General features: G+C 37.7%; 19 protein-coding genes. 16 read left to right on the top strand and 3 right to left on the bottom strand.

Going from position 1 to position 26,315, the window contains the following annotated elements; all coding sequences use genetic code 11:
• The first annotated feature begins 15 nt into the window (after positions 1–15).
• From L2B55_RS00770 to L2B55_RS00715, 12 genes are all read left to right on the top strand, one after another.
• Positions 16–522: an NADH-quinone oxidoreductase subunit J family protein gene (locus tag L2B55_RS00770; protein WP_237848391.1), complete on the top strand. Its 507-nt coding sequence runs from the start codon at positions 16–18 to the stop codon at positions 520–522.
• Between the two features lies 1 nt (position 523).
• On the top strand, positions 524–853 hold the full coding sequence (gene nuoK, locus L2B55_RS00765) for an NADH-quinone oxidoreductase subunit NuoK (protein ID WP_237848390.1): 330 nt from the start codon (positions 524–526) through the stop codon (positions 851–853).
• A gap of 61 nt (positions 854–914) precedes the next feature.
• Positions 915–2,819, top strand: a complete 1,905-nt coding sequence (nuoL, locus tag L2B55_RS00760) for an NADH-quinone oxidoreductase subunit L (RefSeq protein ID WP_237848389.1) — start codon at positions 915–917, stop codon at positions 2,817–2,819.
• 6 nt (positions 2,820–2,825) lie between these two features.
• Entirely contained in the window at positions 2,826–4,292 is a 1,467-nt protein-coding gene (locus L2B55_RS00755; protein WP_237848388.1) for a complex I subunit 4 family protein, read from the top strand.
• Between the two features lie 75 nt (positions 4,293–4,367).
• Entirely contained in the window at positions 4,368–5,735 is a 1,368-nt protein-coding gene (locus L2B55_RS00750; RefSeq protein ID WP_237848387.1) for an NADH-quinone oxidoreductase subunit N, read from the top strand.
• A gap of 53 nt (positions 5,736–5,788) precedes the next feature.
• A complete protein-coding gene (locus tag L2B55_RS00745) occupies positions 5,789–6,460 on the top strand; it encodes a DedA family protein (RefSeq protein ID WP_237848386.1) in 672 nt (223 codons plus the stop codon).
• A gap of 41 nt (positions 6,461–6,501) precedes the next feature.
• A complete protein-coding gene (locus L2B55_RS00740; protein WP_237848385.1) occupies positions 6,502–7,044 on the top strand; it encodes an inorganic diphosphatase in 543 nt (180 codons plus the stop codon).
• A 5-nt stretch (positions 7,045–7,049) separates the two neighbouring features.
• A complete protein-coding gene (locus L2B55_RS00735) occupies positions 7,050–8,390 on the top strand; it encodes a hemolysin family protein (RefSeq protein ID WP_237848384.1) in 1,341 nt (446 codons plus the stop codon).
• Positions 8,391–8,460: 70 nt separating this feature from the next.
• Positions 8,461–9,162, top strand: coding sequence for a 16S rRNA (uracil(1498)-N(3))-methyltransferase (locus tag L2B55_RS00730; protein ID WP_237848383.1), 702 nt, complete (start codon positions 8,461–8,463; stop codon positions 9,160–9,162).
• Positions 9,163–9,239: 77 nt separating this feature from the next.
• Positions 9,240–9,959, top strand: a complete 720-nt coding sequence (locus L2B55_RS00725) for a DUF4159 domain-containing protein (protein WP_237848382.1) — start codon at positions 9,240–9,242, stop codon at positions 9,957–9,959.
• 54 nt (positions 9,960–10,013) lie between these two features.
• Positions 10,014–10,517, top strand: coding sequence for an acyl-CoA carboxylase biotin carboxyl carrier protein subunit (locus L2B55_RS00720; protein WP_237848381.1), 504 nt, complete (start codon positions 10,014–10,016; stop codon positions 10,515–10,517).
• A 162-nt stretch (positions 10,518–10,679) separates the two neighbouring features.
• A complete protein-coding gene (locus L2B55_RS00715) occupies positions 10,680–13,193 on the top strand; it encodes a M14 family metallopeptidase (protein ID WP_237848380.1) in 2,514 nt (837 codons plus the stop codon).
• A 66-nt stretch (positions 13,194–13,259) separates the two neighbouring features.
• Here the strand turns inward: L2B55_RS00715 and L2B55_RS00710 are convergent, their stop codons facing one another.
• The 3 genes from L2B55_RS00710 to L2B55_RS00700 form a co-directional block, all read right to left on the bottom strand.
• Positions 13,260–13,622 carry a hypothetical protein gene (locus L2B55_RS00710; protein ID WP_237848375.1) on the bottom strand — a complete coding sequence of 121 codons (363 nt, stop codon included), beginning with the start codon at positions 13,620–13,622 and terminating at the stop codon, positions 13,260–13,262.
• 173 nt (positions 13,623–13,795) lie between these two features.
• Positions 13,796–15,676 (bottom strand): PspC domain-containing protein, encoded by a 1,881-nt coding sequence (locus tag L2B55_RS00705; RefSeq protein ID WP_237848368.1) that lies wholly within the window; start codon positions 15,674–15,676, stop codon positions 13,796–13,798.
• Positions 15,677–15,701: 25 nt separating this feature from the next.
• Positions 15,702–16,103 carry a PadR family transcriptional regulator gene (locus L2B55_RS00700; protein WP_237848363.1) on the bottom strand — a complete coding sequence of 134 codons (402 nt, stop codon included), beginning with the start codon at positions 16,101–16,103 and terminating at the stop codon, positions 15,702–15,704.
• A gap of 412 nt (positions 16,104–16,515) precedes the next feature.
• On the opposite strand from L2B55_RS00700, the gene L2B55_RS00695 reads away from it, so the two are divergent.
• From L2B55_RS00695 to L2B55_RS00680, 4 genes are all read left to right on the top strand, one after another.
• Complete coding sequence (locus tag L2B55_RS00695; RefSeq protein ID WP_237848361.1) at positions 16,516–19,566, top strand: SusC/RagA family TonB-linked outer membrane protein; 3,051 nt, start codon at positions 16,516–16,518, stop codon at positions 19,564–19,566.
• Positions 19,567–19,595: 29 nt separating this feature from the next.
• Complete coding sequence (locus L2B55_RS00690; protein ID WP_237848355.1) at positions 19,596–21,131, top strand: SusD/RagB family nutrient-binding outer membrane lipoprotein; 1,536 nt, start codon at positions 19,596–19,598, stop codon at positions 21,129–21,131.
• A 481-nt stretch (positions 21,132–21,612) separates the two neighbouring features.
• Positions 21,613–24,798, top strand: a complete 3,186-nt coding sequence (locus L2B55_RS00685; protein ID WP_237848353.1) for a SusC/RagA family TonB-linked outer membrane protein — start codon at positions 21,613–21,615, stop codon at positions 24,796–24,798.
• A 23-nt stretch (positions 24,799–24,821) separates the two neighbouring features.
• Positions 24,822–26,306: a SusD/RagB family nutrient-binding outer membrane lipoprotein gene (locus L2B55_RS00680; protein ID WP_237848352.1), complete on the top strand. Its 1,485-nt coding sequence runs from the start codon at positions 24,822–24,824 to the stop codon at positions 26,304–26,306.
• Positions 26,307–26,315: the final 9 nt, after the last annotated feature.

Genomic DNA, 26,315 nt, shown 5'->3' with positions numbered 1-26,315 from the left:
CGCGGCGTTTTTATCATGACAATTACACAATCATTATTTTACTTTCTGGCATTTGTGGCCATCTTCAGCTCTCTGCTTGTAGTGTTGGTTAAAAATCCTGTACACAGCGTGTTGTATTTGATTTTGACATTCTTTACACTAACAGGTGAGTATATTTTGTTGAACGCGCAGTTTGTCGGAATTGTAAATATTATCGTTTATGCAGGTGCAATTATGGTATTGTTTCTATTCGTTATCATGTTGCTTAACCTTAACGTTGAAACAGAACCCCAAAAAACTAATCTGCTGAAATTTGTAGGAGTTATTACCGGAGGTGTCGGCTTGGCCGTACTTACTGCTGCTTTAAAATCTACAGATCCTTCAAACACAGTTGTTCTACAAAACGCTGATATGGGTTTGGTTAAAAACTTAGGTCAGGTTTTGTTTAAGGAGTTTCTATTACCATTTGAAATAGTGTCTATTCTGTTTCTTTCGGCCATGGTGGGCGCAGTCCTTTTGGCCAGAAAGGAGCCAAAACAATAAGATGGAAAATATAACAAACGCCATTACTCTGGTTCCGCTTAATCATTACATTCTGTTAAGCTCCATTATTTTCTTCATTGGTATTATCGGAGTACTTACTCGCCGAAATGCCATTGTTATATTCATGTCAATTGAGTTGATGTTAAATGCCGTTAACTTGTTGCTTACTGCTTTCTCTGCATATCGAGGGGATGCCGCAGGTCAGGTATTTGTATTTTTCATTATGGCTGTTGCAGCTGCCGAGGTTGCTGTAGGCTTAGCCATAATTGTAATGATTTACAGAAATACCAATTCGATTGATATCGATCTGTTAGATAAACTTAAAAATTAAAATGATTAAGGTAGCGACAGAGTAGCTGTCGCGCTGAATAAATACGCAAATTGAACTAAAGATGACGGAACAATTAGCCTGGCTGATACCTGTACTTCCCTTAATTGGTTTCCTAATCAACGGATTGGGTTACAAGAAAAATCCTAAAGGTTTAGTAGGTCTTGTTGGCTGTGCCAGTGTTTTAGGATCGTTTATCCTGAGCATTCTGGTATTTTTTGATATTAAAGCAAATGGAGCCAAAACCATAGATTTGTTTGATTGGATTTCGGTAGGTTCTTTAAAAATACCTTTCTCCTTCCTGCTTGATCAGCTTACCTCAATAATGCTGTTAATCATTACAGGAGTAGGTTTTCTTATCCACGTTTACTCAACCGGTTATATGCATGATGACGAAGGTTACGGTAAGTATTTCGCTTATCTTAATCTCTTCGTGTTTTTTATGTTATTGCTCGTTATGGGTTCTAACTATGCAATCATGTTCATTGGTTGGGAAGGTGTTGGGTTATGTTCTTATCTGTTAATCGGATTTTGGTTTAAAAATACCGAATATGCAAGTGCTGCTAAGAAGGCATTCGTCATGAACCGGATAGGTGACTTAGGGTTTTTGATTGGAATCTTCATGTTGTTCTCTACTTTTGGTAGTATCAGTTATGCTGATATTTTTCCGAATGCGTCAACCGTCAGTACTTCTGTTTTGACAACCATTACATTATTGCTTTTTGTTGGAGCTATGGGTAAGAGTGCTCAGCTGCCATTATATACATGGTTGCCTGATGCGATGGCGGGTCCAACTCCGGTTTCAGCACTCATCCACGCTGCTACCATGGTTACCGCAGGTATCTACATGATTGCCCGTTCAAATGTGTTATATATCTTATCTCCTGTTTCAATGGCTGTGGTTGCTGGGATAGGATTGGCTACGGCAATTTTTGCGGCTGTTATTGCTTTAACACAAAATGATATTAAAAAGGTATTGGCCTACTCAACGGTAAGCCAGTTAGGCTATATGTTCTTGGGTCTGGGTGTTGGTGCTTTTACAGGAGCATTTTTCCACTTAATGACTCATGCATTCTTTAAGGCGTTATTATTCTTAGGTGCAGGTAGTGTTATTCATGCTATGAGCGGTGAGCAGGATATGCGCCAAATGGGAGGTTTGAAAAAACACCTTCCTGTTACTTGGTTTACCATGTTAATGGGAACACTGGCAATTGCAGGTATTCCTCCATTCTCTGGTTTCTTCTCTAAAGATGAAATCTTGGCCCATGCATTCCAGGTTAGTCCTACTATTTGGGCTATAGGTGTGGGTGGTGCCTTGTTGACAGCTTTTTATATGTTCCGTATGTTCTTTTTAACCTTTAATGGTAAATTCAGAGGGACTGAAGAACAACATCATCATTTACACGAATCTCCGGCATCAATGACTATTCCGTTAATTGTATTAGCCGTGCTTTCTGTAATAGGAGGATTTGTTGGTGTGCCTGAAGTACTAGGTGGCTCGCACCTGTTGAATGAATTCTTATCGCCTGTTTTTGCTCAGTCAATAGAGATATTAGAGCATAACCAGCATGGTCATTTATCACATGCTACTGAATATGCATTAATGGCGGCTTCGGTCGTAGGCGTGTTAATTTCAATTTTCTACGCGTATACGGTGTATGTGAAAAAGGCTAGTGTTCCGGCAGGAGATACAGCTCGTCGTTCTGGATTGGAAAAAGCATCATATAATAAGTTTTATGTTGATGAATTATACAATGCAATCTTTACACGTCCATTAGATAATTTATCACAGATTTTCTATCGAGTATTAGATAAGTCGGTTATCGACGGAGTTGTAAATGGCTTTGGACAATTAACGCAGTGGTCGGCAGATAAAGTGCGTCGTGTGCAGACTGGTAATATAGGTAGCTATATGTTTATGATGGTGGTGGGTATTATTTTAATTCTGGTATTTAACTTTTTGTTTTAGAGAGAGATGATCAATTATATAACGGTATTACTGGTTTTATTCCCTCTACTAGGTTCAGTAATTGTTGCTTTAACCCGTGGAGAACAAGCTAAAAAACTTGCGCTTGGGTTTTCATTGGTGGAACTAGTGTTTGCTCTTTTTGCTTTGTCGAAGTTTGATTATGCAAACCCTGACTCGCAATTTATTTATAACAAACCTTGGGTTGAGTCATTAGGCATTAGTTTTAAGGTAGGTATGGACGGTATCAGCCTGTTGTTAGTTCTGTTGACAACAATTTTAGTTCCATTAATCATCCTTTCATCTTTTCGTAAAGAGTTTCGTAAGCCGTATGCTATTTATGGTTTGGTTCTTTTTATGCAAGCCGGATTGGTAGGTGTATTTACTTCTTTAGATGCATTTTTGTTTTATGTTTCGTGGGAAGCGGCGCTTATTCCAATCTATTTTATTTCTGCTATTTGGGGTGGCGAGGATCGTATACGTGTAACCTTTAAATTCTTTGTATATACCATGTTTGGTAGTTTGTTCATGTTAATTGGTATTATCTATTTATACATGAATACACCTGAGCATAGTTTTGATATCAGCCAGTTTTATTTAGTTTACTTAGATAAGGACACTCAGTCTTGGTTGTTCTGGTGTTTCTTTTTGGCATTTGCCATCAAGATGCCTGTATTCCCGTTCCATACTTGGCAGCCGGATACCTATACAACTGCTCCGACAATTGGAACTATGTTGTTATCAGGTATAATGCTTAAAATGGGTATTTATGGAGTAATGCGTTGGTTGTTACCTGTATTTCCATTAGGTGTAATGCAATGGGGGCAAACTGCATTGATATTATCATTAATCGGGGTGGTTTACGCTTCAGTTATTGCCTTCACTCAGAAAGATATAAAACGATTGATAGCATATTCATCAATTGCACACGTAGGATTAATCTCTGCTGGAATCTTTGCACTGAATGCTCAAGGAATGCAAGGAGCAATGATTCAAATGATATCTCACGGTATCAATGTTGTAGGTTTATTCTTTGCAGTTGAAATTGTTTTAGAGCGTACTAAAGTTCGTGAAAGTTACCTTTTAGGAGGTATTGCGGCTAAAGCTCCTGTGTTTGCAGCAACTTTCCTAATAATTTTATTGGGAGCAGTAGCTTTGCCACTAACTAACGGTTTTGTTGGGGAATTCTTATTGTTGAATAGTATTTATCAATACGACATTTGGTACGGTGTTGTTGCAGGATTAACGATCATTTTTGGAGCAGTATACATGTTGCGAATGTATCAAAATGTAATGTTTGGTAAAGAAGGAACTGCTTCTGTTGGCTTTACTGATATTGTTGGTTCTGAGAAATTGGTGCTTTTTCTTATCTGCGCTATGGTTGTATTCTTCGGATTTCAACCCAAATTTTTGCTACAGATTTCTGAGGCATCAGTAAATAACCTGCTTGAGATTATTAAATTAAAAATGCAATAATAATTAGTGCATTGATAAATAAGGAGCCAAATAGGCCATTATCCTAAATCAATGTACCCATAATAATAACTAAGAATGACATCAATTATAATTATATCAATTACTGCGATCCTTGTACTTTACATGGGCTTGTATAAGGCCAAAAGTGCATTGTTACCTGTTTCAGTTATGGGCTTGGTAGCTTCGGCCGCATCACTGGTTTTAGAGTGGGGAACCAACAAATCGTATTTTAACGATATGTTGGTATTTAATAATTATGCCATTGCTTTTAGTGTTTTATTAATTGTTACTACATTATTGATTTTCCTGCTTTCTGGCCACTATTTTGAAAAGATAAGCTCAAATGTTGCCGAGTATTATTCCATCCTGCTTTTTGCTTTAACTGGTGGAATCGTAATGGTTTCGTTTCAGGATATGTCCATGCTGTTTATTGGTATAGAGATTTTATCTGTAAGTATGTATATCATGGCCGGCATTAAGAAATTTAATACTGCATCTAATGAGGCCGCATTGAAATACTTCTTAATGGGTTGTTTTGCCACTGGTATTTTGTTATTTGGTATAGCACTAGTTTATGGTGCTACCGGAAGCTTTAACATTACTCAAATTGCAGGTAAAGCTGGAGATGAGCCTTTATTGTTTTACTCTGGAGCAATTTTTATGCTTATGGCCTTAACCTTTAAAGTAGGTGCGGCACCATTCCATTTCTGGACTCCGGATGTTTATCAAGGTTCACCTACTTTAGTTACTTCTTACATGTCAACTGTGGTGAAAACTGCTGGTTTTGCAGCTTTCCTACGGTTATTTAGCCTGGGTTTTTCGAGTGTGCCTCCAGTTTGGACGGTTACGTTGGCAGTAATTATTGTTCTTACCCTATTTATTGGCAATGTTACGGCTGCTTATCAGCAAAACGTTAAACGAATGCTTGCTTATTCAAGTATTTCGCATGCCGGATATATGCTTATTGCAATTTTAGGAATGGGACAGGCTTCATCAAGTGCTGTACTGATTTACTCAATAGCATATTCTATTGCTTCTGTAGCCTCTTTTGGAGTACTAATCGCTGTTAAAGAGCAAAAGGGAACAGATGATCTAAGTGCATTTAATGGATTAGGAAGAACCAATCCGGTGCTAGCCTTTGTGATGACTATAGCAATGTGTTCATTGGCCGGTATCCCTTTAACTGCCGGTTTCTTTGGTAAGTTTTACATCTTCGGTGTAGCAATTTCGATGCATTATACTTGGTTGGTTGCTATTGCCGTTTTAATGGCAGCTGTGGGAGTATATTACTACTTCCGCGTAATTATTGCCATGTATCTTAGAGAGCCACAAACTGAGCAGACTATACAGTTGAGCAACTCATATCAGTTCGTATTGATGTTATGTGTGCTAATAACTTTAGTTCTAGGTATAGCTCCTAGTATCATGACAAATATTTTGTAGGCATTTAAATATTGCCTTACTTTATTATTTATTAGTGTACCTTCGCTATCGTCATGCAGGAAATTTTAGAGTTTTTCAAACACATCATTGATCCTAATTGGATTTTGGCGCAACCGTTTGCTTTTTGGTTGCTATTATTTATTGTTTTCGCTGAAACAGGCCTTTTTGTAGGTTTTTTTCTTCCTGGTGATTCATTGTTATTCATTACAGGATTGCATTTGGCACAATATCCAATGAATGTTGTCTCTAATGTTGAAGTAGGCGTTGTTACTGTTACCTTGGCAGTTGTCCTTGCAGGTATTTTGGGTAATAGTGTTGGTTACTGGTTCGGCCTGAAAGCTGGCCCCACGCTTTTTAAGAAAAAAGACACCTTTTTCTTCAAACAAAGGCATTTGCACGCCGCCAGCGAATTTTATGAAAAGAGAGGGGCTGGAATGATTGTTATGGCTCGTTTCTTACCAATCATCCGTACTTTTGCTCCAATAGTGGCAGGTATTGTTAAAATGGATCCCAAGAAGTTCCTTTTCTTCAATATCATCGGCTGTATAAGCTGGGTGACATCAATGGTATTTATCGGGTATTTTCTAGGGCAGGCCTTTCCTTGGTTAAAAAACCACCTGGAGCTTATTGTGTTAGGAATTGTGATTATCACTACGATTCCTGTTGTGCTAGGGTACTTAAAATCAAAAGCAAAGATTGATAGTAAAACCAATGCTGAAGTTTAGTATTGTGAATATAATTTTAAAAATATAGATATCTAATAATTATGGGAGTTGATCCGTGGCATTCGGTTGAGCCGGGAAGTAAAGGGCCGGAAGTAGTAAATGCAATTATTGAGATCCCTAAAGGGTCTAAAGCTAAATATGAAGTTGATAAAAAAACCGGTTTGTTAAAACTTGACCGCGTTTTATTTTCTTCAGTAATGTATCCAGCTAATTATGGCTTCATTCCGCAAACTTATTGCGATGATAATGACCCATTGGATATTTTGGTATTATGTTCAGAGGAAGTAATTCCGTTATCTATAATCGAAGCTAAAATTATTGGAGTAATGCATATGATTGACGGTGATGAGCGTGATGACAAAATCATTGCTGTAGCCAATAATGATATGTCTGTAAATCACATCAATGATTTATCTGAACTGCCTCCGCATACTGAAAAAGAGATTGCGCGTTTCTTCTCAGATTATAAGGCATTAGAACACAAAGACGTTAAAGTAGAGCATTTTTTAGGTAAGCGTTATGCTTATAAAGTGATTAATGAGGCAATAGAGCTTTACGATAAGACATTCAGGAATAAGAACTAAGCTATATGGCAACAGATTCCGTCACGGTTTTCGATATTTTTCTTATTCTATTTTTAGTATTTCTGAACGGATTTTTCGTTGCAGCAGAGTTTGCAATTGTGAAAGTCCGTTCTTCACAAATTGACCTTAAGGCCAAAGAAGGCAGCGCTGCTGCTAAAATGGCCAAACACATTGTCAGGCATCTTGATGGATATCTTGCTGCCACACAGTTAGGCATCACCTTAGCCAGTCTTGGTTTAGGTTGGTTTGGTGAACGGACTGTTTCTGCCTTGATTATTAATTTATTTGATTTGCTTAATGTTCAGCTGACTAATCCTGAACTTGTAAGTCATACCATTGCTGCATCAATAGCCTTTACGGTAATTACCATTTTGCATATTGTTTTCGGTGAGTTGGCTCCAAAGTCATTCGCCATTCAACGGCCGATTTCAACCACCATTGGAATAGCTTATCCTTTGCATTTCTTTTATTTAGTATTTAGACCATTTATTTGGTTGTTGAACGGCATGGCTAACCTTATTCTTAAAGCTGTGGGTATAGAACCTGCTCATGGGCATGAAGCACATAGTTCGGAAGAGTTGCAGCTAATTTTGGAACAAGGCAAACAGAGTGGGGCACTTGAAGAATCTGAGCACGATTTAATTCAAAATGTGTTTGATTTTCAAGAGCGTATTGTGAAGAACATTATGATTCCACGTACGCAAATTGCAGCTATCGATATTAATACAGCTCCTGATGATGTTATAAAAACGATAGTTCATGAAGGGTATACACGAATTCCTGTGTATGATAAGACTATCGATAACATTATCGGTATTTTGCATGCAAAGGATATTTTGGCTCGTGTTGCAAACAAGCAATCTATCGTTTTAAAAGAGATGCTTCGAGAGCCATTATATACTCCTGAATCAAAGAAGATCAGTGATTTGCTAACCGAACTTCGTCAGCAGCGGAAGCCTATTATGGCCATAGTACTTGACGAATTTGGAGGGACTGCCGGCATGGTAACTCTTGAAGATATAGTTGAAGAATTGGTTGGGGAGATACAAGATGAGTACGATGAAGAAGCCCCTGTTGTGGAAGAAGTTGCTGATAATGAATGGATTGTCAATGCATCTGCCCCTATTACAGATGTAAATGAATTCCTGCCATCTGAACTTCCTGAAGATGATGATTATGATTCTGTTGCAGGATTGATGAATGTTATTTTCGAACGTATTCCTGATGTTGGTGACAGTATGGATGCATATGGCTATAATTTTACCATTCTTAAGAAATCAAATCGAATGATTGAATCTGTTCGAATTGTAATGTTAAGCATGGAGCCAGGAGAGCCGGAAATTTAACTACCGATACTTAACATCTCCGATTAGCTCAGCGTTGGGAGAAATTAATTCAAGATTCAATAGTTTTCACATGCATTTGTTTTACACACCTGATATTGCAGGAAGTTCATACCAGCTTAATGAAGAGGAAAGTAAACATTGTGTTAGAGTATTGCGCCTAACTACCGGAGATATAATATATCTTATTGACGGTAGGGGAGGTTTTTATAAGACTGAAATTATAGATGCGCATCCTAAAAGATGCGCATTACATGTTTTAGAGCATATTGAAAACTATGGCAAGAGAAATTTCTACTTACATGTAGCCATTGCTCCCACTAAAAATATTGAGCGAATAGAGTGGTTTTTGGAAAAAGCAACTGAAATAGGAATTGATGAGATTACTCCAATCATTTGCCAACGTTCAGAGCGAAAAGAAGTAAAGACTGAGCGCCTGAATAAAATCATCGTTTCAGCAATGAAGCAAAGTTTAAAAGCTTTCCAACCAAAACTAAATGAAAGTGTCGATTTTAAGCGTTTTATAGTTCAACGATCCGAAAAATGCAAGTTAATAGCCCATTGTATTGAATCTGATCGCAAATCTTTGGGTCAAACGTACCATAAAGGACAGGAAGTCCTTGTGCTTGTAGGTCCGGAAGGCGATTTTTCTGAAGAGGAAATAAATTTTGCATTACAAAACGATTTTAAGCCGGTAACTTTAGGCGAAAGTCGTTTGCGTACAGAAACAGCCGGTTTAGTGGCTTGTGCACAACTGAATTTTTTGAATGAATAAGAATTTTTAAAAAATTACACATCTTCTACCTATATATTACTTATTCCTATATTTATAGCTCAATAAGTAGTTAAAGTATGTTAGCAAACGCAAAAAAAGTACTTAGACAATATAATCGTTTTACCGGTTCTTATTTTTTGGGTCATTCTATTTCTTTTGTATTACTTCTTTTGCTCATACTCCACACTTCATTCATCCCTCCTTCTTATAAATTAGCACGATTAAAGTACAATGGTGGAGGGGATTGGTATGGAGACAGGACCGCATTAATTAACCTTGCCAGATTTTGCAATGAAAATATTGGAACTAGCTTTTATCCTGAAGAAGCAATAGTGGAACCAGGGAGTGGAGAACTCTTCAATTATCCGTTCGTCTTTGTTACGGGGCATGGCAATATTATTTTCTCCCAGCAGGAGGCGACTAATTTGCGCAACTACTTAATTGGAGGAGGGTTCTTGCATATTTGTGATAACTACGGGTTTGATAAGTTTATCAGACTGGAAATGAAAAAGGTGTTTCCTGAGCTTGACTTTATAGAGCTACCTCCGAGCCACACGATATTCCAACAGAAGTATAAATTTCAGAATGGCTTACCTAAAGTTCATGAACATGATGGAAAGCGCCCGCAAGCTTTTGCACTAATCTATCAAGGAAGAATCGTTTGTTTTTATGATTACGAAGCGGACTTGGGCAATGGATGGGAAGACGTTGGAGTTTATCCTGGAGATTCACAAGAGATTCATCAAAAAGCATTACAAATGGGAGCAAACCTTGTTCAATACGCTTTAAACAATTGATCACTTTAGCATAATTTTAACTAAGTTTGGCATCTATATCATTAAAACCTTAAGATGTACAAAGCCAATATTAATAAAAAGCAAACGTTAACTATTTCCCTGGAAAAAGGACGTTTGTTGATAAATAATGTTCCTGTTACTGCCGACGTTAAAGAGCTTTCTGAAGATAGTTTTCATGTACTAAACATTGACGGTAAATCATTTAATGCCGAGATTCTTGATGTAGATCCTGCTCATAAGACTGCTATCGTTGTAGTAAATGGTAATAAATACACCGTTGAGTTAAAGGATAAATATGATGAGTTATTGCATAGCTTAGGTATGGATGTGGCCGGGACTCATAAAATGAATGATTTAAAGGCTCCTATGCCAGGTTTGGTACTCAAGGTTTTGGTTAAAGAAGGAGATGAGATTAAAAAGGATGATGCCTTATTGGTATTGGAAGCGATGAAAATGGAAAACATTATCAAAGCTTCTGCAGAGGGGGTAATCAAGACAATAAAGGTTAAGGAGAAGGACACTTGCGAGAAGAATCAGGTGTTGATAACATTTAAATAGAATAGCAATATTTTAAATATTGAACCCGTTGAATGAGCTTCAGCGGGTTTTTTTATTGCTTGTCGGCCATGTGAATTAAGTTTAACTCTCTCAAAGTGAGCAGCATTATTTGTTTTATGGATTCTTTATTTTTCTTATTTTTCAATTTCAATATAAATGGTTATGAATAAGCGGATTTGGTGCGGATTTGCTCTGATTTTTTTTGTGTTTTTTGCAAAGGCTCAGGCACTAAAATCTCCAGATGAATTTTTGGGGTATAAACTGGGTAGCAGATTTACCCCTCACTATAAAGTGCTTGCATACTTTGATTATATTTCAAAAGTATGCGCTACAGTTAAACTACAGCCATATGGTGAAACATATGAACATCGTGAGTTGACTGTTGCTATTGTTGCTTCACCTGAGAATAGTGAAAAGCTTGAAAGCATTCGTTTAAATAATTTGAAGCTAGCTGGAGTGGTGCCGGGAGCCGCTTTGCCTAACCAGCCAATTATTGTGTGGCTAAGCTACAATGTACACGGTAATGAAGCAGTATCTACCGAAGTAGCGATGAAAGTCTTGTACGAGTTGGTTAATCCGGCCAATTATAAAACCAAGCAATGGTTGAAAAATACTGTTGTAATTATTGATCCATGCTTAAATCCTGATGGACGAGAGCGTTACGTTAATTTTTACACCGAAAGGGTAGGAAGGAATCCCAATTTGAATGCAATTACGCGTGAGCATCAAGAGCCTTGGCCTGGAGGCCGTTCCAACCATTACTTGTTTGACTTAAATCGGGATTGGGCATGGCAAACCCAAAAAGAAACACAGTACCGTGTGGCTTTGTTCAATAAATGGTTGCCTCAAATCCATGTTGATTTTCATGAGATGGGGATGAATGAACCTTATTTTTTTGCGCCAGCGGCAGATCCATACCACGAAGCATTGACGCCATGGCAACGTGAATTTCAAACTAAGATAGGCAAGAATAACGCAAGCTATTTTGATCAAAATAACTGGTTGTATTTTACCAAGGAGGTTTTCGATTTATTTTATCCGAGTTATGGAGATACTTACCCAATGTTTAATGGAGCAATTGGAATGACGTATGAGCAAGGTGGCTCCGGGAGGGCTGGTTTGGGAGTAATCACTCGTGAAGCGGATACATTAACACTAAATGATAGGATTGACCATCATTTTACAACAAGTATATCCACAATTGAGGCGGCTTCATTAAATGCGGAATATGCAGTGAAGGAGTTTGGGAACTATTATGCCTCATCCAGAACCAATCCTAAGGGTATTTATAAGTCATATGTGATTAAAGGAGAAAATGCAGCTAAAATCAAAGATTTTGCCGCAATGCTTGAGAGGAACGGTGTTGAGTATGGCTATGGATCATCTGTAAAATCAGCTACTGGGTTTAATTATTTCACTGGTAAAAATGAATCGTTTGCAATAGAAAGGAACGATCTAGTTATAACTGCTTATCAACCCAAATCAGTGCTATTAAACGTTTTGTTTGAACCTCGCCCTAAACTGGCTGATTCCATTACGTATGATTTAACTTCTTGGGCGTTGCCTTATGCTTGGGGTTTACAGAGCTATGCAAGTGGAGCCGTGATTAAGCCTGCATCTAAGAATATTGAAAATGAACATACATTAAGTTTAACTGTTCAACCGGTTGCTTACATTGCCGAGTGGAAAAGTTTGGCATCTGCTAAATTGCTGGCTAATTTGTTGCAAAAGAAAGTGAATGTACGATTTGCTGAGACTACATTTGAAATAAACAATAAAACCTATGCTCCCGGAACTTTAATTATAACCAGGTCTGGTAACAACGGTATAGGATATAACTTTGACCAAGTTGTGAAAACAGCAGCTGCCGATGTTGGGATAAATCTTGATAGGACTTTAACAAGTTTCGTAAGCAAAGGTGCTGATTTTGGGTCATCATCGGTTCATCTTATAAAAGCTCCTCGAATTGCCGTTCTAACCGGCAGTGAAATTTCTGAGAATGCGTATGGAGAAGTTTGGCATTTCTTTGATCAGCAGCTGAACTACCCTATTGATGCCATTGAAGCCAGCAATTTTGATAAATTAAAATTGAACGATTACTCAGTTTTGATTTTGCCTAATGGTAACTACTCATTTTTGTCGGCTGATAAAGATTTAGGGAAAATTAGAGAATGGCTAAAAAATGGAGGGCGTTTGATTGCAATGGAAAATGCCGTTGCCCAACTAGCTGGTAAATCCGGCCTTGTTTTGAAGCCAAAAGTAGAGCCGGGAGACGAATCTGCGAATGAATCTAGTATTCATTTGTATAGCAGTCGATCAAGAAACGACCTTTCTGAAAATAGTATAGGCAGTATCTATAAGCTTAAGCTGGATAATTCGCATCCACTTGGTTTTGGCTTCGGAAATGTATATTTCTCATTGCGTCAAGATGTGAATACGTATCAGCTCTTACCAAAAGGAAATTGGAACGTAGGCGTAATTGGAGAAAATGGTTTGGTAAGTGGTTTTGTTGGATACAAAGCAAAAGCCAAATTAAAGAATACACTGGTTTTCGGAGTTGAAGATGTTGGAAGCGGCCGAGTTATTTATATGGCCGATAATCCGTTGTTTCGAAGTTTTTGGGAGAATGGTAAGCTGTTGTTCAGTAATGCAGTTTTCTTAGTTGGACAAGAATAGAATAATAAATGAATAAGGGGGAGCTTTCGCTTACCCCTTGAATTGTAAATATGAATAAAGAGAAGTTTACTTTTCAATGCGTTTGAAACTGTCTATCACCGAGCTGGTAAAATCTTTGTCGGTATAATGAATAGTAACTTCGTAAAACAGTTTCTCAGGAATTGAATTGTACGCAATGTGTACTAGTTCAGTGATTTTGTAATATCCGTTTCCTAAGTTTCTTACAATCATTCTTTCAATGGGTACTTCCAGCTTTGTGGTATAAGGCTTCAGCTTATCCATTGTGTACTTCTGTGCTATAGTTTTGGCAGAAGATTCTGCAGACATTGGGTTTTTGAGTTTAACGGACTGATTTTGGCCGTTTAAAAACATTCCCATGATGAATACCATCATCAAGTAAGAGAGCTTGTATAATAGATAGGTTTTCATGAGGTGCTAGCTTTAAAGTTTAACCAGTTTAGTTTTGATTGTATATCATCTTGTTAACTCTTTCAACTATGACGCATTGCTTAATGTTAATGTTGCACTTTTAGGATAATAAATTTAAAATATGGCCGCAGAGTGAACAAGTAACCTCTAACGGCCATTGGTTATAGTGATAGTTAACGCAGTTCTATTGATTTAGTTGTTGCATCCTTTACCCACCAGCTGTCATTATCGTTAGGATCTTGAGCGTCCTTTTTTCTTTGGAAAGTTATACTGTACGTACGTTTCTCATCATTTCCATCCGACTTGCGAATTCTTGCTTCGGAGATAACTCTAAATGTTCCTTTTTCCACCTCCTCAACATTTTGATTATAAATATCAAAAGTGCCGTTTTCATCTTCTAGACTGAATTTAGAGTTGATTTCGTCACGAGCCATACCTTTTAGAGTTTCGTCAAGGTCAGGGTTGCGCTCAAATGAGTTCGAGACAGTGTAGTTACTGCAACGAATGCCATTTTCTGTTACAATCCAGGTTTTGGTTGAGGATTCATCTTCGTGATCATGGTGTGAATTGTCATCTTCACATTCATAAAAATATGGGTCACGCATAATTGAACTCATTTTTTGATCAGCTATTATTTTGCTATTCAATGGTAGCTGAAGAATTAATTCAACTTCTTGAACTCTCCATAAACCATTGTTTTTAAGTTCATAATGGCGGTTGAAAGTTAAGGTTGAATCTTTTTGTAAGTAGTTGTATAAAATGTTTTGCGAGTTCTCAATTGCGTTGTCAAAGTTTTTGCCTTTTGATTTGTAAATTTTAATCAGATGTGGCTTATTATCCGGACTGCGTTCTATTTTCAGGTTTACTTCATCGAAATCAAAATCATCACTGTAGTGGGCGATAGACTTTCCGCTTTTAAGGGTGATATTAAATTTAATACTGTCATTAGAGGTTAGCCATTTTTTATCATCTGCAAGCAAATACCAAGTATTGTTTTTTACAGGGGTTAGGTCAATTGTTTGACGAATAGAAGCTTCTTCTTTAAAGCTTGCAGCCGATTTGCCTGCGTAAACAGCAAAGGCAAATAAAGCAATCACCCAAATGGCCAACATAGAAAAACCTACAGTTTTATTGAGAAAGCTTCTGTTAAAAATTACCTTAACACCAAGCCAAATGATGAAAATAGAAGGAACCAATACCAGGAAAAAAACAGAGAGCCAAAGAGGGATACGGTAAGCAGGGGCAATAAAGTTTAATGGCGGAAAGTTTCCAAGGCCAAAGGATTCTGAAAAAACCAGTGCAGTTGAACCTGTAAAAATAGCCAGCAAGGCGGCTATTGCAGAAAGTATAATAACTACTCCAATAAAGATCACAAATGCTTTCAGTCCCCATTTTAGTATACTGCCGAGCACTTCGAAAAAGCTGTTAAAAAATGACTTTAAACCTGAATTACTTTTAACTTCATTGATTTTATCATTGGCCGCTTTTTTTATTGATGCCAGGGTTGCAGCTTCTCCTTTCATGGCCATCTTATCAGCAACGGTCTTTGCTTCAGGCACGGCAAGCCATAGGATGATGTAAATAATCAGACCGAAACCCCAGGTTATAGTTAACAAGGCCCAAATTAGGCGCACCCAGGTAGGGTCAATCTCCATATAATTTGCAACACCCGAACAAACCCCGCCAATTATCTGGTTGTCGGTATCTCTGAAAAGACGGCGTTTAACTTTAGGGAAATCCTCCGAAAACATACTTGTAGAGCCATTTGGTGTTTGAGTGGTTTCAGTGTCAGGATCAAAATCACTTACTTTACCCATTTTATTAATCACTTCCTCAACATCGGCTAAAAAGATAACCTGTTTGTTATCAGAGGTTAATCTTTCTGTGAATAATTCAGCAATACGGTTTTCTATATCAGTAATGATTTCGAAGCTGTCTGTTGAGGCTGAAAAGTGTCGCTTAATGTCATTCATATACGACTTAAGTACATCGTAAGCATCTTCTTCGATATGAAAGATGATACCACTTATATTAATTATTATTGTCTTGTTCATTTTAGTAGCGTTATTGGTTGTTCAGTTATTCGTTGTTTGTGTCGTTTGTTTCAGGTGTGGTGTTGGGGCGAGTTGTTTCAACCGTAATTACATCGGTATTATTATTTGAAGTTGTGGTGGTTACGGCATAAACTAACTCTTGCCAGGTAATGTTCAATTGCTCCAAAACTTTCTTTCCGTCATCAGAAAGCCTATAATATTTTCTAGGAGGTCCTGAAGCTGATTCTACCCAGTTGTAAACCAAAAGTCCATTATTTTTTAAGCGTGTTAACAGAGGATAGAGTGTGCCCTCCACAACAAGCAGCCGGGCATTACGCAATTCCTCCATAATATCAGAGGCATATATTTCCCCTCGGGAAATTATAGAAAGAATACAGTACTCAAGTATTCCTTTCCTCATTTGGGTTTGCGTGTTTTCGATTATCATATTACAAAGATATATGTTTTTCATAATACCATGTAATGCATAGTACTAAATGTAATAGGTATTTTACATATAAATTTGATAATCAATTTCGGAAAACAGGTTTGTTTGTTGTTGAAAATGAAATATTTACAAGCAATTATTGCAGAATAATTATTGATTATTCATTAAACGTAGATATTTAATAATAAATAAAGCTGAAAATAAATAGACGTGAATGATATAAAAATTGAACATCAATTCTGGTCGGTGAATTATTATACTGATAATGATTCTAAAATCTTGTGAAGAATCTTGCAATGAGAATGCTTGTGAATGGCATAAAAGACAAGGAGAGTTTGAAGCTATTGCTAGGGTTTAAAATTTTGAAAATCAGATAATAATGTTAAATTAGATATATCTAAATGCTCTCTATATGAAAAATTATTTACACTACTTGCTGGTGGTATTCATGTTTGGATTATCAGCTACAGCATTAGCGCAGCAGCGCACTATTACCGGAAAGGTAACATCTGCTGACGATAACCAGCCTCTCCCCTCGGTTACCGTTTTAATTAAGGGAACTAGCACAGCAACACAGACAGATTTGGATGGAAAATACAGCATTAAAGCGGCTAATGAGGCAACATTGGTGTTTTCCTACATAGGCTATTTAAGCCGAGAGGTTAAACTGGGAAGTTCCAATGTGGTTAACATTGCTTTGACAGTAGATTCTCGCCAATTAGGTGAAGTTGTTGTTACTGCATTGGGTATTTCAAAGGAGAAGAAAAGTTTAGGCTATGCTACAGGTACTGTTAAAGGGGATGATCTTACACAGGCTAGAGAGGTAAACGTGGCTAACTCATTATCTGGTAAGGTTGCAGGTGTTAGCGTTTCCTCTCCTGCTTCAGGCCCAGGAGGCGCAGCTAATGTAATAATTAGAGGATCTTCTTCTTTAACGGGGTCATCTCAGCCTCTTTACGTATTAAATGGAGTTCCAATGGACAATAGTAACTCGGGAACGGCAATTGGCGAAGGATCTGCCGGACAATATGGAGGTGTGGATTTAGGGGACGGTATTGCCAATATTAATCCCGATGATATTGAGTCCATTAGCGTGTTGAAAGGGGCCGCGGCGGCCGCTTTATATGGCTCAAGGGCGGGTGCAGGTGTAATTATGATAACCACAAAATCAGGTAAAGCTCAGAAAGGAATTGGAGTTGAATATAATACGACTTATCAGATTGATGAAATAACAGATTTAACAGACTATCAATACGTTTACGGTTCCGGTCAACAAGGTCGAAAACCTGTGAATGTTTCTGAAGCAAAAGCAGCAGGATTATTAAGCTGGGGAGCTAAACTAGATGGCTCAAATGTAATACAGTTTGATGGAGTTGCTCGTCCCTATTCTGCTAATACTGGGAATATGAAAGACTTCTATCGAACAGGGGGAACATTTATCAATACCCTTGCTTTTAGTGGAGGAACGGAGACTGCAGCTTTTAGATTTTCTGCAAGTAATACAGATAACAAGGCTGTAATCCCCAATTCAGATTTGAACAGATGGAGTTTTAACCTGAATTCTAATGCCAAACTTAGTAAGAAACTTTCTGCGGCGGCGATAGTGAATTATATTGTTGAAGAAGCCAATAACCGACCTGCTCTTTCTGACTCACCAGGAAACTCAAATTTCGGCATTGCATTCCTTCCTACTAGTTTGAATGCACAACAAACGCTTTCTCCAGGCTATAATGCTGATGGCAGTGAGATTCAATTTAATGCAAATACATTCGTTACCAATCCGTATTTCGCAGCCAATCGGTTTATTAATGATACACACAGGAATAGGATTATTGCCAATTTTAGTTTAAAATATAATATTCTTGACTGGTTATATGTTCAAGGGCGAGTGGTTCAGGATGCATATAACGATAGGTTCAAAAATGTTACCCCAAACGGTACAGCCTATCTTCCTGATGGAAGCATGAATGATAATAGTACCCGCTACTCTGAATTGAATATGGATGTACTTTTCGGGTTAAATAAGGATTTGTCTAAGGATTTTACATTAGGTGCAACGCTTGGCGCTAACGGTCTGAAAAGGGATGTTGAATTAACGAATATTTTCGGTAGTTCTTTCGTAATTCCATTTCTATATACCATTCCCAATACAGAATCAAAAAATAACAGGTATTACGATTTCAATTCACGGATAAATTCAATTTATGCTACTGCAGATATTGGCTATAAAGGAATGTTATATCTAAATCTGTCTCTGCGCAATGATTGGTACTCTACTTTAGCATCTCCTACTGCAGATAAGTTATCCTATTTATATCCAGCCGTTAGTTCTTCCTTTATTTTTAGCGAGGTTTGGAAGCCTAAAGCACTAACTTATGGAAAAGTTAGGGTAGGATATGCAGAAGTTGGCGGCGGAGGAGATCAGCCATATAAAACTACCTTAAGTTATAATATTGCCGGTTCAATTAACGGAGTACCTATTGGTCAAATTGTAAATCAGGAAATTCCTAATCCACAGCTTGAGCCAAGGGCAATTAAAGAATTCGAGGCTGGAACGGAATTAAAGTTCTTTGATAGTCGCTTTGGAATAGATTTTACTTATTACAACAAACAAATTAATAATGATATCATACCTGTTACTACCTCATTTTCTACAGGTTATGCATCTGCGTTTCTAAATGTTGGTAAGCTTAAAAATACAGGTGTTGAGCTGATGTTGACAGGTACACCTGTAAAGGCTCCTAGCGGATTTACATGGAATGTTTCATTTAATGGCTCAGTTAATAATAGTGAGGTTGTTAGCCTTTCAAATAATCTCTCCAGCATACAAGTTGGGATTTCTAGAACCGGTAATGCGTTTATTCAACAGGTTGTTGGAAAACCAGCTTCTCAGGTGATGGCCTTTGACTATAGTCGTGACGCTAATGGACAAGTGATTGTTGACGCTAATGGAGTTCCAGTAAAAGGAAACCTGATTCCTTATGGATCTGGATTGTATAAGTATAATACAGGATTAAACAATGAATTCTTTTATAAAAATTGGAATTTCTCGTTCCTGATTGATGGGAAATGGGATGCTAAAATTTTCTCAGCTACCAATTTTTATGCAACTCAGGCAGGCTTAGAAAAAAGAACATTGACTGACAGAGACAGGGCAGGTTTCGACTCACAGTCTTATTATACAAATTTTGCCAATAATGTTTCCGGTCAATTCGTTGAAGATGCAAGCTTTATCAAGCTTCGTCAGGTCTTACTAGGTTACACATTTCCAAGTTCACTCTTTAACAATAGAATTCAGAGTTTGAAACTGAGTTTTGTTGCACGAAATCTTGCTATTCTGATGAAGAAAACCGAGAACGTTGATCCGGAGTCGAATTATAACAACTCAGCAGCTCAGGGTTTAGAATTAGCAGGAGTGCCGCCAACAAAAAGTTTCGGTCTCAATTTGAGTGTTAAATTCTAGTTACTTGGATTATTAATTCAGATATTATTATGAAAAATATATATAAAAAAATACTAGTACTGATGACATTGTCATTGGTTTTTAGTGTTTCCTGTACAGAAGACTTTGAGTCTATAAATACAGACCCAACAGGAGCTTCAGGTTCCGATATTGATCCCAATATTTTGCTCTCGAATGTTGAGTTGGTTTATACTGGTTCTACCGATTTCTCATACGAAACCTGGCGTGCTAATCTAATTTATTGTTCGACCATGATGCAACAATTGTCATCTGTTAATAGCTATTGGGTAGGGGATAAATCAAGACGGAATGATGGGTATCTGTTTGCGTATTGGGAAAGAGCATTTAACGAACAGGTAAAGATTGTGGTTGATTTAATGACTTTAACAAAAGATAAGCCACAGTATAGCAATTTATATAATACGGCCAGAATCATGAGGGCCCTTATATTTCATCGTATCACTGATTTGTATGGAGATGTTCCTTATACAGAAGCTGGTTTGGGTTACTATAATCAAATTTTAACTCCTAAATATGATAAACAGCAGGATATTTATGCTGATATGTTAAATGAACTTGATGAAGCTTCACAGGCTCTGGATCCCTCAAAAGATGTTCTTAAGAATGATTTGATTTATAATGGTTCAATTGCTAATTGGAAGAGGTTTGCTAACTCAATACAATTAAGGTTAGCAATGAGATTAGTAAAAGTTGATCCCGCAAAGGCCAAGGATTATGCTGCGAGAGCTATAGGAAGGGGTGTTTTTGATTCTGAAACACAAGATGCCAAGGTGTTTGGTTCCGAAGAACAAGATCGGTTAACTAAGAATAGGAATGCTCAGGTTATATTGCAAGGCTATGAGAGAAGTGCTGACAGAATTTCGGCAACTTTTGTTAATTGGTTTAAAAGTAAAAATGATCCGCGATTAGCTTATTATGCTGAAGATCCAGCAACTGCTGCTCCTGCTACCAATGCTTCAATAGGGATGCCAAATGGATATGATTTAGGAGGAGTGAAGAGTATTGAAACTGCGCCAGGTTATCCAGGGTCTTTGAATGGCTATGTGCAGCCCGCAACTAAAACGATTGAATTTAAGAGCCCTACGTTTTTTATGACAGCAGCAGAGGCTCAGCTTTTGGCTTCAGAGGCAGTTTTAAGGGGTTATGTAGCCGGGGATGCAAATGCCTACTTTAAAAAAGGAGTTGCTTTAGCTATTAAATCGTTTATTCACTATGGAATTGCAGTTAATATAGCAAACGCTGATGCTTATGGAAATAGTCTTGCCTTAACAGGGGGGAATGAACTAAGGGATATTAATGAGCAATTATGGGCCGCTTGTGGTGGTACTTATAATTTCTATGAATCCTATTCCAATTGGAGACGAACCGGTTTTCCTGTTCTAATCCCAACAGATTATCCAACCTCCGTAATTGGGGCTGCAATACCCAGAAGATTTACTTATCCAACAGGTGAAGCTTCGGTTAATGCAGCAAATTATCAGGCTGCTGTTGCTGCCTTACCAGGAGGCGACGCTCTAACAAGCAGAGTATGGTGGGATAAATAATTTGTACGTTTATTAGTTTAAAAAATAGGGGGTAAGCATTGGCTAATCCCCTATTTTTTTTGAATAATGAAGCACTTGTTATGGGTCACTTTTGTCGGTTTTCAGAAAAATAAATGACTAGTTCTATGCGTGCATTTGATGTTTTTAACTGCTTTCTTATTAAGAATATTTACTAACTGCAATGGATTTTTCAAGTATTCTGCTTCAAAATACTATCCTTAAAGTAAAAAAAATATGACAAATTAGAAAACATCGTAACAATAACATTTAAATAGGTGTTGTTTTTTCTAGTTTTTAATGTCAAACTAAATTTTGTAAAGCACCAATAAGCAATAATTTATCGTGTTTTATTATCCATTTTCCATTGTATACAAAATAATGTTTTGATGTTTGGCAAATGTCAGAATGTAACAAATCTGTTTCAGTTGGTTTTGAAACTTAAAAACATAGAGATAGCTTAGGGGCATTAAAATTTAGTTATATGAAGAAAAGGTTACTCTATTTAATGGCGGTATTACTTTTAGTTAATACGGCCTTGGCGCAGAATCGTACTATTACTGGTACGGTTACTGACAAAGCCGACGGGGGCCCAATCCCCGGCGTGAGCGTCATTGTAAAAGGCACCTCAGTAGGTGCTCAAACTAATGTTGAGGGTAAGTACTCAATTGCAGTTCAGCAAGGCGCTATTTTAGTGTTCAAATTTGTAGGTTACACAACTAAAGAAGTGACAGTTGGAACTAGTTCTACTGTAAACGTTTCTTTAGACCAGGACAATAAGCAATTAGGCGAAGTTGTTGTTACGGCTTTAGGTATTAAACGTGCAGAGAAATCATTAGGTTATTCTGCTACTACTTTAAAATCGGATGAAATAACTGCGGCACGAAACCAAACGGTTATGAGCGGTTTAACTGGCAAAGTTGCTGGTGTGGCGGTCTCAAACGCCGGTGGTCCAGGTGGTTCTACCAAAGTAATTATACGTGGTGTTTCATCGTTTACGGGAGGCAATCAACCATTGTATATTGTTGATGGCGTGCCAATTAACAATGGCTTTAAAGGGAATAAGACTGATGATGCATCTGTTGATTTTGGTAATCAAGCCAATGATATCAACCCGGATGACGTTGAAACGGTTACTGTATTAAAAGGAGCTTCGGCTACAGCATTGTATGGCTCACGTGCGGCGCATGGGGTAATTATGATTACGACCAAAAGTGCTAAGCAGAACCAAAAGCTAAGCATCAGCTATTCAGGGTCATTTAATGCAAGCAACATTTTACGCACCCCTCAAACACAAAAGGTGTTTGGACAAGGATGGGGAACATTCGCTTTTGAAGAAAATGGTAACTGGGGGCCAAAATATGATGGAAAAGTTCGTGAATGGGGAACGGAGGTAGATGGTAAGCGTCAAACTAGACCTTTTACTTATGTAAAAGATAACGTTCGCAATTTTTATGAGGCAGGTAATGAGTACACAAATTCATTGAGTGTTTCAGGGGGTAGTGAACACAGCGCATTTGTTTTCTCTTACGCTAACTCTAAACAAAATGGGGTTGCTCCGGGTGATGCTGATAATTTAAACAGAAATAACTTTTCATTCAGAGGAACAACCAGATATGACAAGTTCAGCGCTGACTATGCGGTTAACTACGTTCGCCGTGATATGAGCGCAATTCCTGCAGGACAGGGTACATCTGATGGTGGAGCTACTTTATATCAGGAAATTATTCAGATTCCTGGAAGTATTGATATCGCATTATTGAAGGATTACAACAATAAGTACAATAATTCTGATAACTATTTTACCGCTTATGCACAAAACCCATATTTTGTACTTAATGAAAATGGTAATAAGTTTCAGGATGACCGTGTATTTGGAAAGGTAGAATTAACCTATGCATTAACCAAACAGCTAAAAGCAGTAGGTCGTGTAGGTACTGACTTTTCTAACTCAACCATAAAAAATTGGGGTGCAATTGTTAACTATTCTCCTGGTAGTCTGTCAGAAGTTTATCATAAGCAAGCTATTGCAGGCCGTTATGCTGAGAATTATACAAAAAACAATCAGCTCGATGCCAATCTTTTTTTACAAGGAGATTATAAATTATCAGCTGATTTAACGCTTAATGCAATTGTAGGTTACAACTATAATCAGCGTACAACTACTTTTCTTGATTCATATGTATCAGGCTTAAATGTTGCTAACTGGTATAACCTGAACAACTCAAATGATTTGCCAGTTACTGAATCAGAATTGTCTCGTCGTCGTTTGATGGCGGCCTACGGCCAATTAGAGTTTGGTTTTAAAGATTACTTGTTTACCAATGTTTCATTGCGTAACGACTGGTCTTCAACTTTGCCAAAAGGTAAGAACAGCTTCTTTTATGGAGGTATCAATAGTTCGGTAATTGTAACCGAGATGTTTAAAGAGCTGCAAAGTGAGCAGTTGAACTTCCTTAAAGTTCGTGCAGCATGGGGACAAACGGGTAACGACGCCGATGTTTATAGAACCAACAATCGTTACGATCCAACCCAGATTGCAATCGGCTTTGGTAATCTATACTTGCCTCTTGGTGGCGTAGCCGGTTTAACTGAATTTAACACATTGGGTAACCAAAATCTGCGCCCTGAAATTACCACTGAGTGGGAGTTGGGTACAGATGTTCGTTTATTTAGCAACCGTGTGGGATTAGACTTTGCCTATTATAATCGTTTAACTAAAGATCAGATTGTTAGCGCTAACTTATCTCCTGAAACAGGTTATACCCGTCAAACACTTAATATCGGTAATATTGCAAACCGAGGTATTGAAGCTCGTTTGTCAATTATTCCGGTTAAAACCTCTAATTTCCAATGGGAATTTGCTACTAACTTTACCAAAAACTATAGTGAGGTTAAATCATTATACAATGGAGCTGATGAGTTTCAATTGTATAATGCATATTCTGTAAACTATATTGCAAAAGTTGGTGAGCCTGTTGGTGTGTTTACCGTTCCGCAAGCTGAATTTGTAAAAGAAGGTCCGCATAAAGGAAAAATGATTGTGCAAGCTAACGGCCGTCCTAAAATTGATGCAAATGGTTTAAAAACCGTTGGTACTTCCGCTGCCGATTTCGTAATGGGCTTTACTAACAGTTTTAAATACAAGAACTTTAGCTTAAGCGCTGCTATTGATTGGAGACAAGGTGGTAAATTCTATTCCTACACTTCTCAGTTAAGCAATTTCGTGGGTGCATCTACAGAAACAACATTCAACGATCGCCAGCCTTTTATGGTGCCAAATTCTGTTAAAGAGGTGAAATTAATAGATGGTTCTACCGGCTATGTTGAAAACAACATTCCTATCACTTTCACTGGTAACTATCAATACTGGTATACAAATGATAATCCTGCCATGTTTGAAAACACTGTGCTTGATAAAACGAATATTAAACTGAGAGAAGTTGTATTTAGTTATTCGTTGCCTAAAAAATGGTTATCTGGAACTCCTGTAGGTGGCGTTGATTTAAGTGTTATCGGACGCAACCTGCTAATGTGGACTCCAAGCTCAAATAACTTTGTTGACCCGGAAAACACCAATTATGGGAATGATATTACATCTGAGTTTGGTGAATTTGCTTCAGGTCCAAGTATGAGAACTTTTGGAGCGAGTGTGAAAGTGACATTTTAATAATGATTTAAGTTAATTATAACATGAAAAAAGTAATTATATACGGTTTTATGCTATCATCGCTACTTATGGGGGCTACCTCATGTGAGAGCGCTTTAGATATAAACCAAGATCCTAACTACCCGGTTAATGCATCAGAGGAAAGCTTATTTCCATCGGCTGTTGCTGCATCTGCGGCACGGTTAGGCGGTGACTTACAACTGATCGGAAGTATTTGGTCGCAGCATTATACCCAAAATAATACCTCTAATCAGTATAAAAATATTGACTCTTATTCACTGAATAGGAATGACTATAATGGACTGTGGTCTACTTTTTGGTCAGGTGCTTTAAAAGATTTGAGTTTAACAAAACAAAAAGCGCAGGCTTCAGGCAAAGTAAACTACTATATGGCGGCCTCAATTTTAGCAGCTTTTGATTATCATGTTTTGTCTGATTTTTATGGAGCTATTCCTTACAAAGAAGGATTACAGGCGGGAACGATTCCGCAGCCAAAATGGGACGATAGCAAGGAGGTGAATAAATATCTTATTATTCAATTAGACGAAGCAATTGCAAAGGCTGCTGATGCTAAAAAAGTGGCATCAATGGGTAAGATTGATTATTTATTTAATGGTGATATTGATCAATGGGTTAAGTTTGCGAAGACGTTGAAACTAAAAATCTTCATGAGAGATTTTAATGTAAATAGTGCGGCTATCACTGCCTTATTGCAAGAAGGTGATTTGTTAACAATTGATGCTAAAATGGATGTATTTGCCGACTCACCAAACAAGTCAAACCCACTTTATGAGAATGATCGCCGTCAATTAAATACCGGTAATAACTTAAAAGCTAGTAATACGTTGTTGGCTTATCTAAAGGAAAATAACGATCCTCGTGCTACGGCTTTTTATAATTTAACCGATCCATCAGAGGGTGATAACTATCCTGGTGGTGAGCTGGCGGGATTAGACCAGGGTGATTTTCTTACTGAAGAGGTTAAGGGATATGCAACTTCAATAGTTAAGCTGGCGGCTACTGATGCTGTTTATTTTATCTCTGCTGCCGAATCTGCGTTTCTTCAGGCGGAAGCATGGGTGCGCTTAAATGATGATGTAAAGGCGAAAGCAGCTTATGATAATGCTGTTAAATTAGCTTTTGCGCGTTGGGCGCATGATGGTTCTTCGTTTGTTGCTGCCGGCGGCAAATATGAATTCAAGCCAGGAACTCAAGATCAGAAGTTAGAGCTGATATTAACTCAAAAATGGATTGCTGCTACGCGTTGCCAGGCTTGGGATTCATTCTTTGATCAAGGTCGTACCGGTATCCCTAAATTAAGTCCGGTTCATTTTGATGCTACCGGTGCTAATGGTTATGTAAAAGGACAGTGGACGGTTTCGGTAAACAGCAGTTTGGTTGCAGGTGAAATACCTCGTCGTTTGGCATTTCCCAAATCATCTTCTGACTTCAACCCTAATACTCCGACAGTGCTTCCAATTAATCAAAAAATGTGGTGGCATAAATAATTGGATGTA

The organism is Solitalea lacus (assembly GCF_022014595.1).
Taxonomy (GTDB): domain Bacteria; phylum Bacteroidota; class Bacteroidia; order Sphingobacteriales; family Sphingobacteriaceae; genus Solitalea; species Solitalea lacus.
This window is presented reverse-complemented; position numbering and strand designations above follow the sequence as displayed.

Excerpts from the sequence above, each read along its gene's own strand:
- L2B55_RS00770 (WP_237848391.1), top strand. The coding sequence starts at position 16 with ATGACAATTACACAATCATTATTTTACTTTCTGGCATTTGTGGCCATC.
- nuoK (WP_237848390.1), top strand. The coding sequence starts at position 524 with ATGGAAAATATAACAAACGCCATTACTCTGGTTCCGCTTAATCATTAC.
- nuoL (WP_237848389.1), top strand. The coding sequence starts at position 915 with ATGACGGAACAATTAGCCTGGCTGATACCTGTACTTCCCTTAATTGGT.
- L2B55_RS00755 (WP_237848388.1), top strand. The coding sequence starts at position 2,826 with ATGATCAATTATATAACGGTATTACTGGTTTTATTCCCTCTACTAGGT.
- L2B55_RS00750 (WP_237848387.1), top strand. The coding sequence starts at position 4,368 with ATGACATCAATTATAATTATATCAATTACTGCGATCCTTGTACTTTAC.
- L2B55_RS00745 (WP_237848386.1), top strand. The coding sequence starts at position 5,789 with ATGCAGGAAATTTTAGAGTTTTTCAAACACATCATTGATCCTAATTGG.
- L2B55_RS00740 (WP_237848385.1), top strand. The coding sequence starts at position 6,502 with ATGGGAGTTGATCCGTGGCATTCGGTTGAGCCGGGAAGTAAAGGGCCG.
- L2B55_RS00735 (WP_237848384.1), top strand. The coding sequence starts at position 7,050 with ATGGCAACAGATTCCGTCACGGTTTTCGATATTTTTCTTATTCTATTT.
- L2B55_RS00730 (WP_237848383.1), top strand. The coding sequence starts at position 8,461 with ATGCATTTGTTTTACACACCTGATATTGCAGGAAGTTCATACCAGCTT.
- L2B55_RS00725 (WP_237848382.1), top strand. The coding sequence starts at position 9,240 with ATGTTAGCAAACGCAAAAAAAGTACTTAGACAATATAATCGTTTTACC.
- L2B55_RS00720 (WP_237848381.1), top strand. The coding sequence starts at position 10,014 with ATGTACAAAGCCAATATTAATAAAAAGCAAACGTTAACTATTTCCCTG.
- L2B55_RS00715 (WP_237848380.1), top strand. The coding sequence starts at position 10,680 with ATGAATAAGCGGATTTGGTGCGGATTTGCTCTGATTTTTTTTGTGTTT.
- L2B55_RS00710 (WP_237848375.1), bottom strand. The coding sequence starts at position 13,622 with ATGAAAACCTATCTATTATACAAGCTCTCTTACTTGATGATGGTATTC.
- L2B55_RS00705 (WP_237848368.1), bottom strand. The coding sequence starts at position 15,676 with ATGAACAAGACAATAATAATTAATATAAGTGGTATCATCTTTCATATC.
- L2B55_RS00700 (WP_237848363.1), bottom strand. The coding sequence starts at position 16,103 with ATGATAATCGAAAACACGCAAACCCAAATGAGGAAAGGAATACTTGAG.
- L2B55_RS00695 (WP_237848361.1), top strand. The coding sequence starts at position 16,516 with ATGAAAAATTATTTACACTACTTGCTGGTGGTATTCATGTTTGGATTA.
- L2B55_RS00690 (WP_237848355.1), top strand. The coding sequence starts at position 19,596 with ATGAAAAATATATATAAAAAAATACTAGTACTGATGACATTGTCATTG.
- L2B55_RS00685 (WP_237848353.1), top strand. The coding sequence starts at position 21,613 with ATGAAGAAAAGGTTACTCTATTTAATGGCGGTATTACTTTTAGTTAAT.
- L2B55_RS00680 (WP_237848352.1), top strand. The coding sequence starts at position 24,822 with ATGAAAAAAGTAATTATATACGGTTTTATGCTATCATCGCTACTTATG.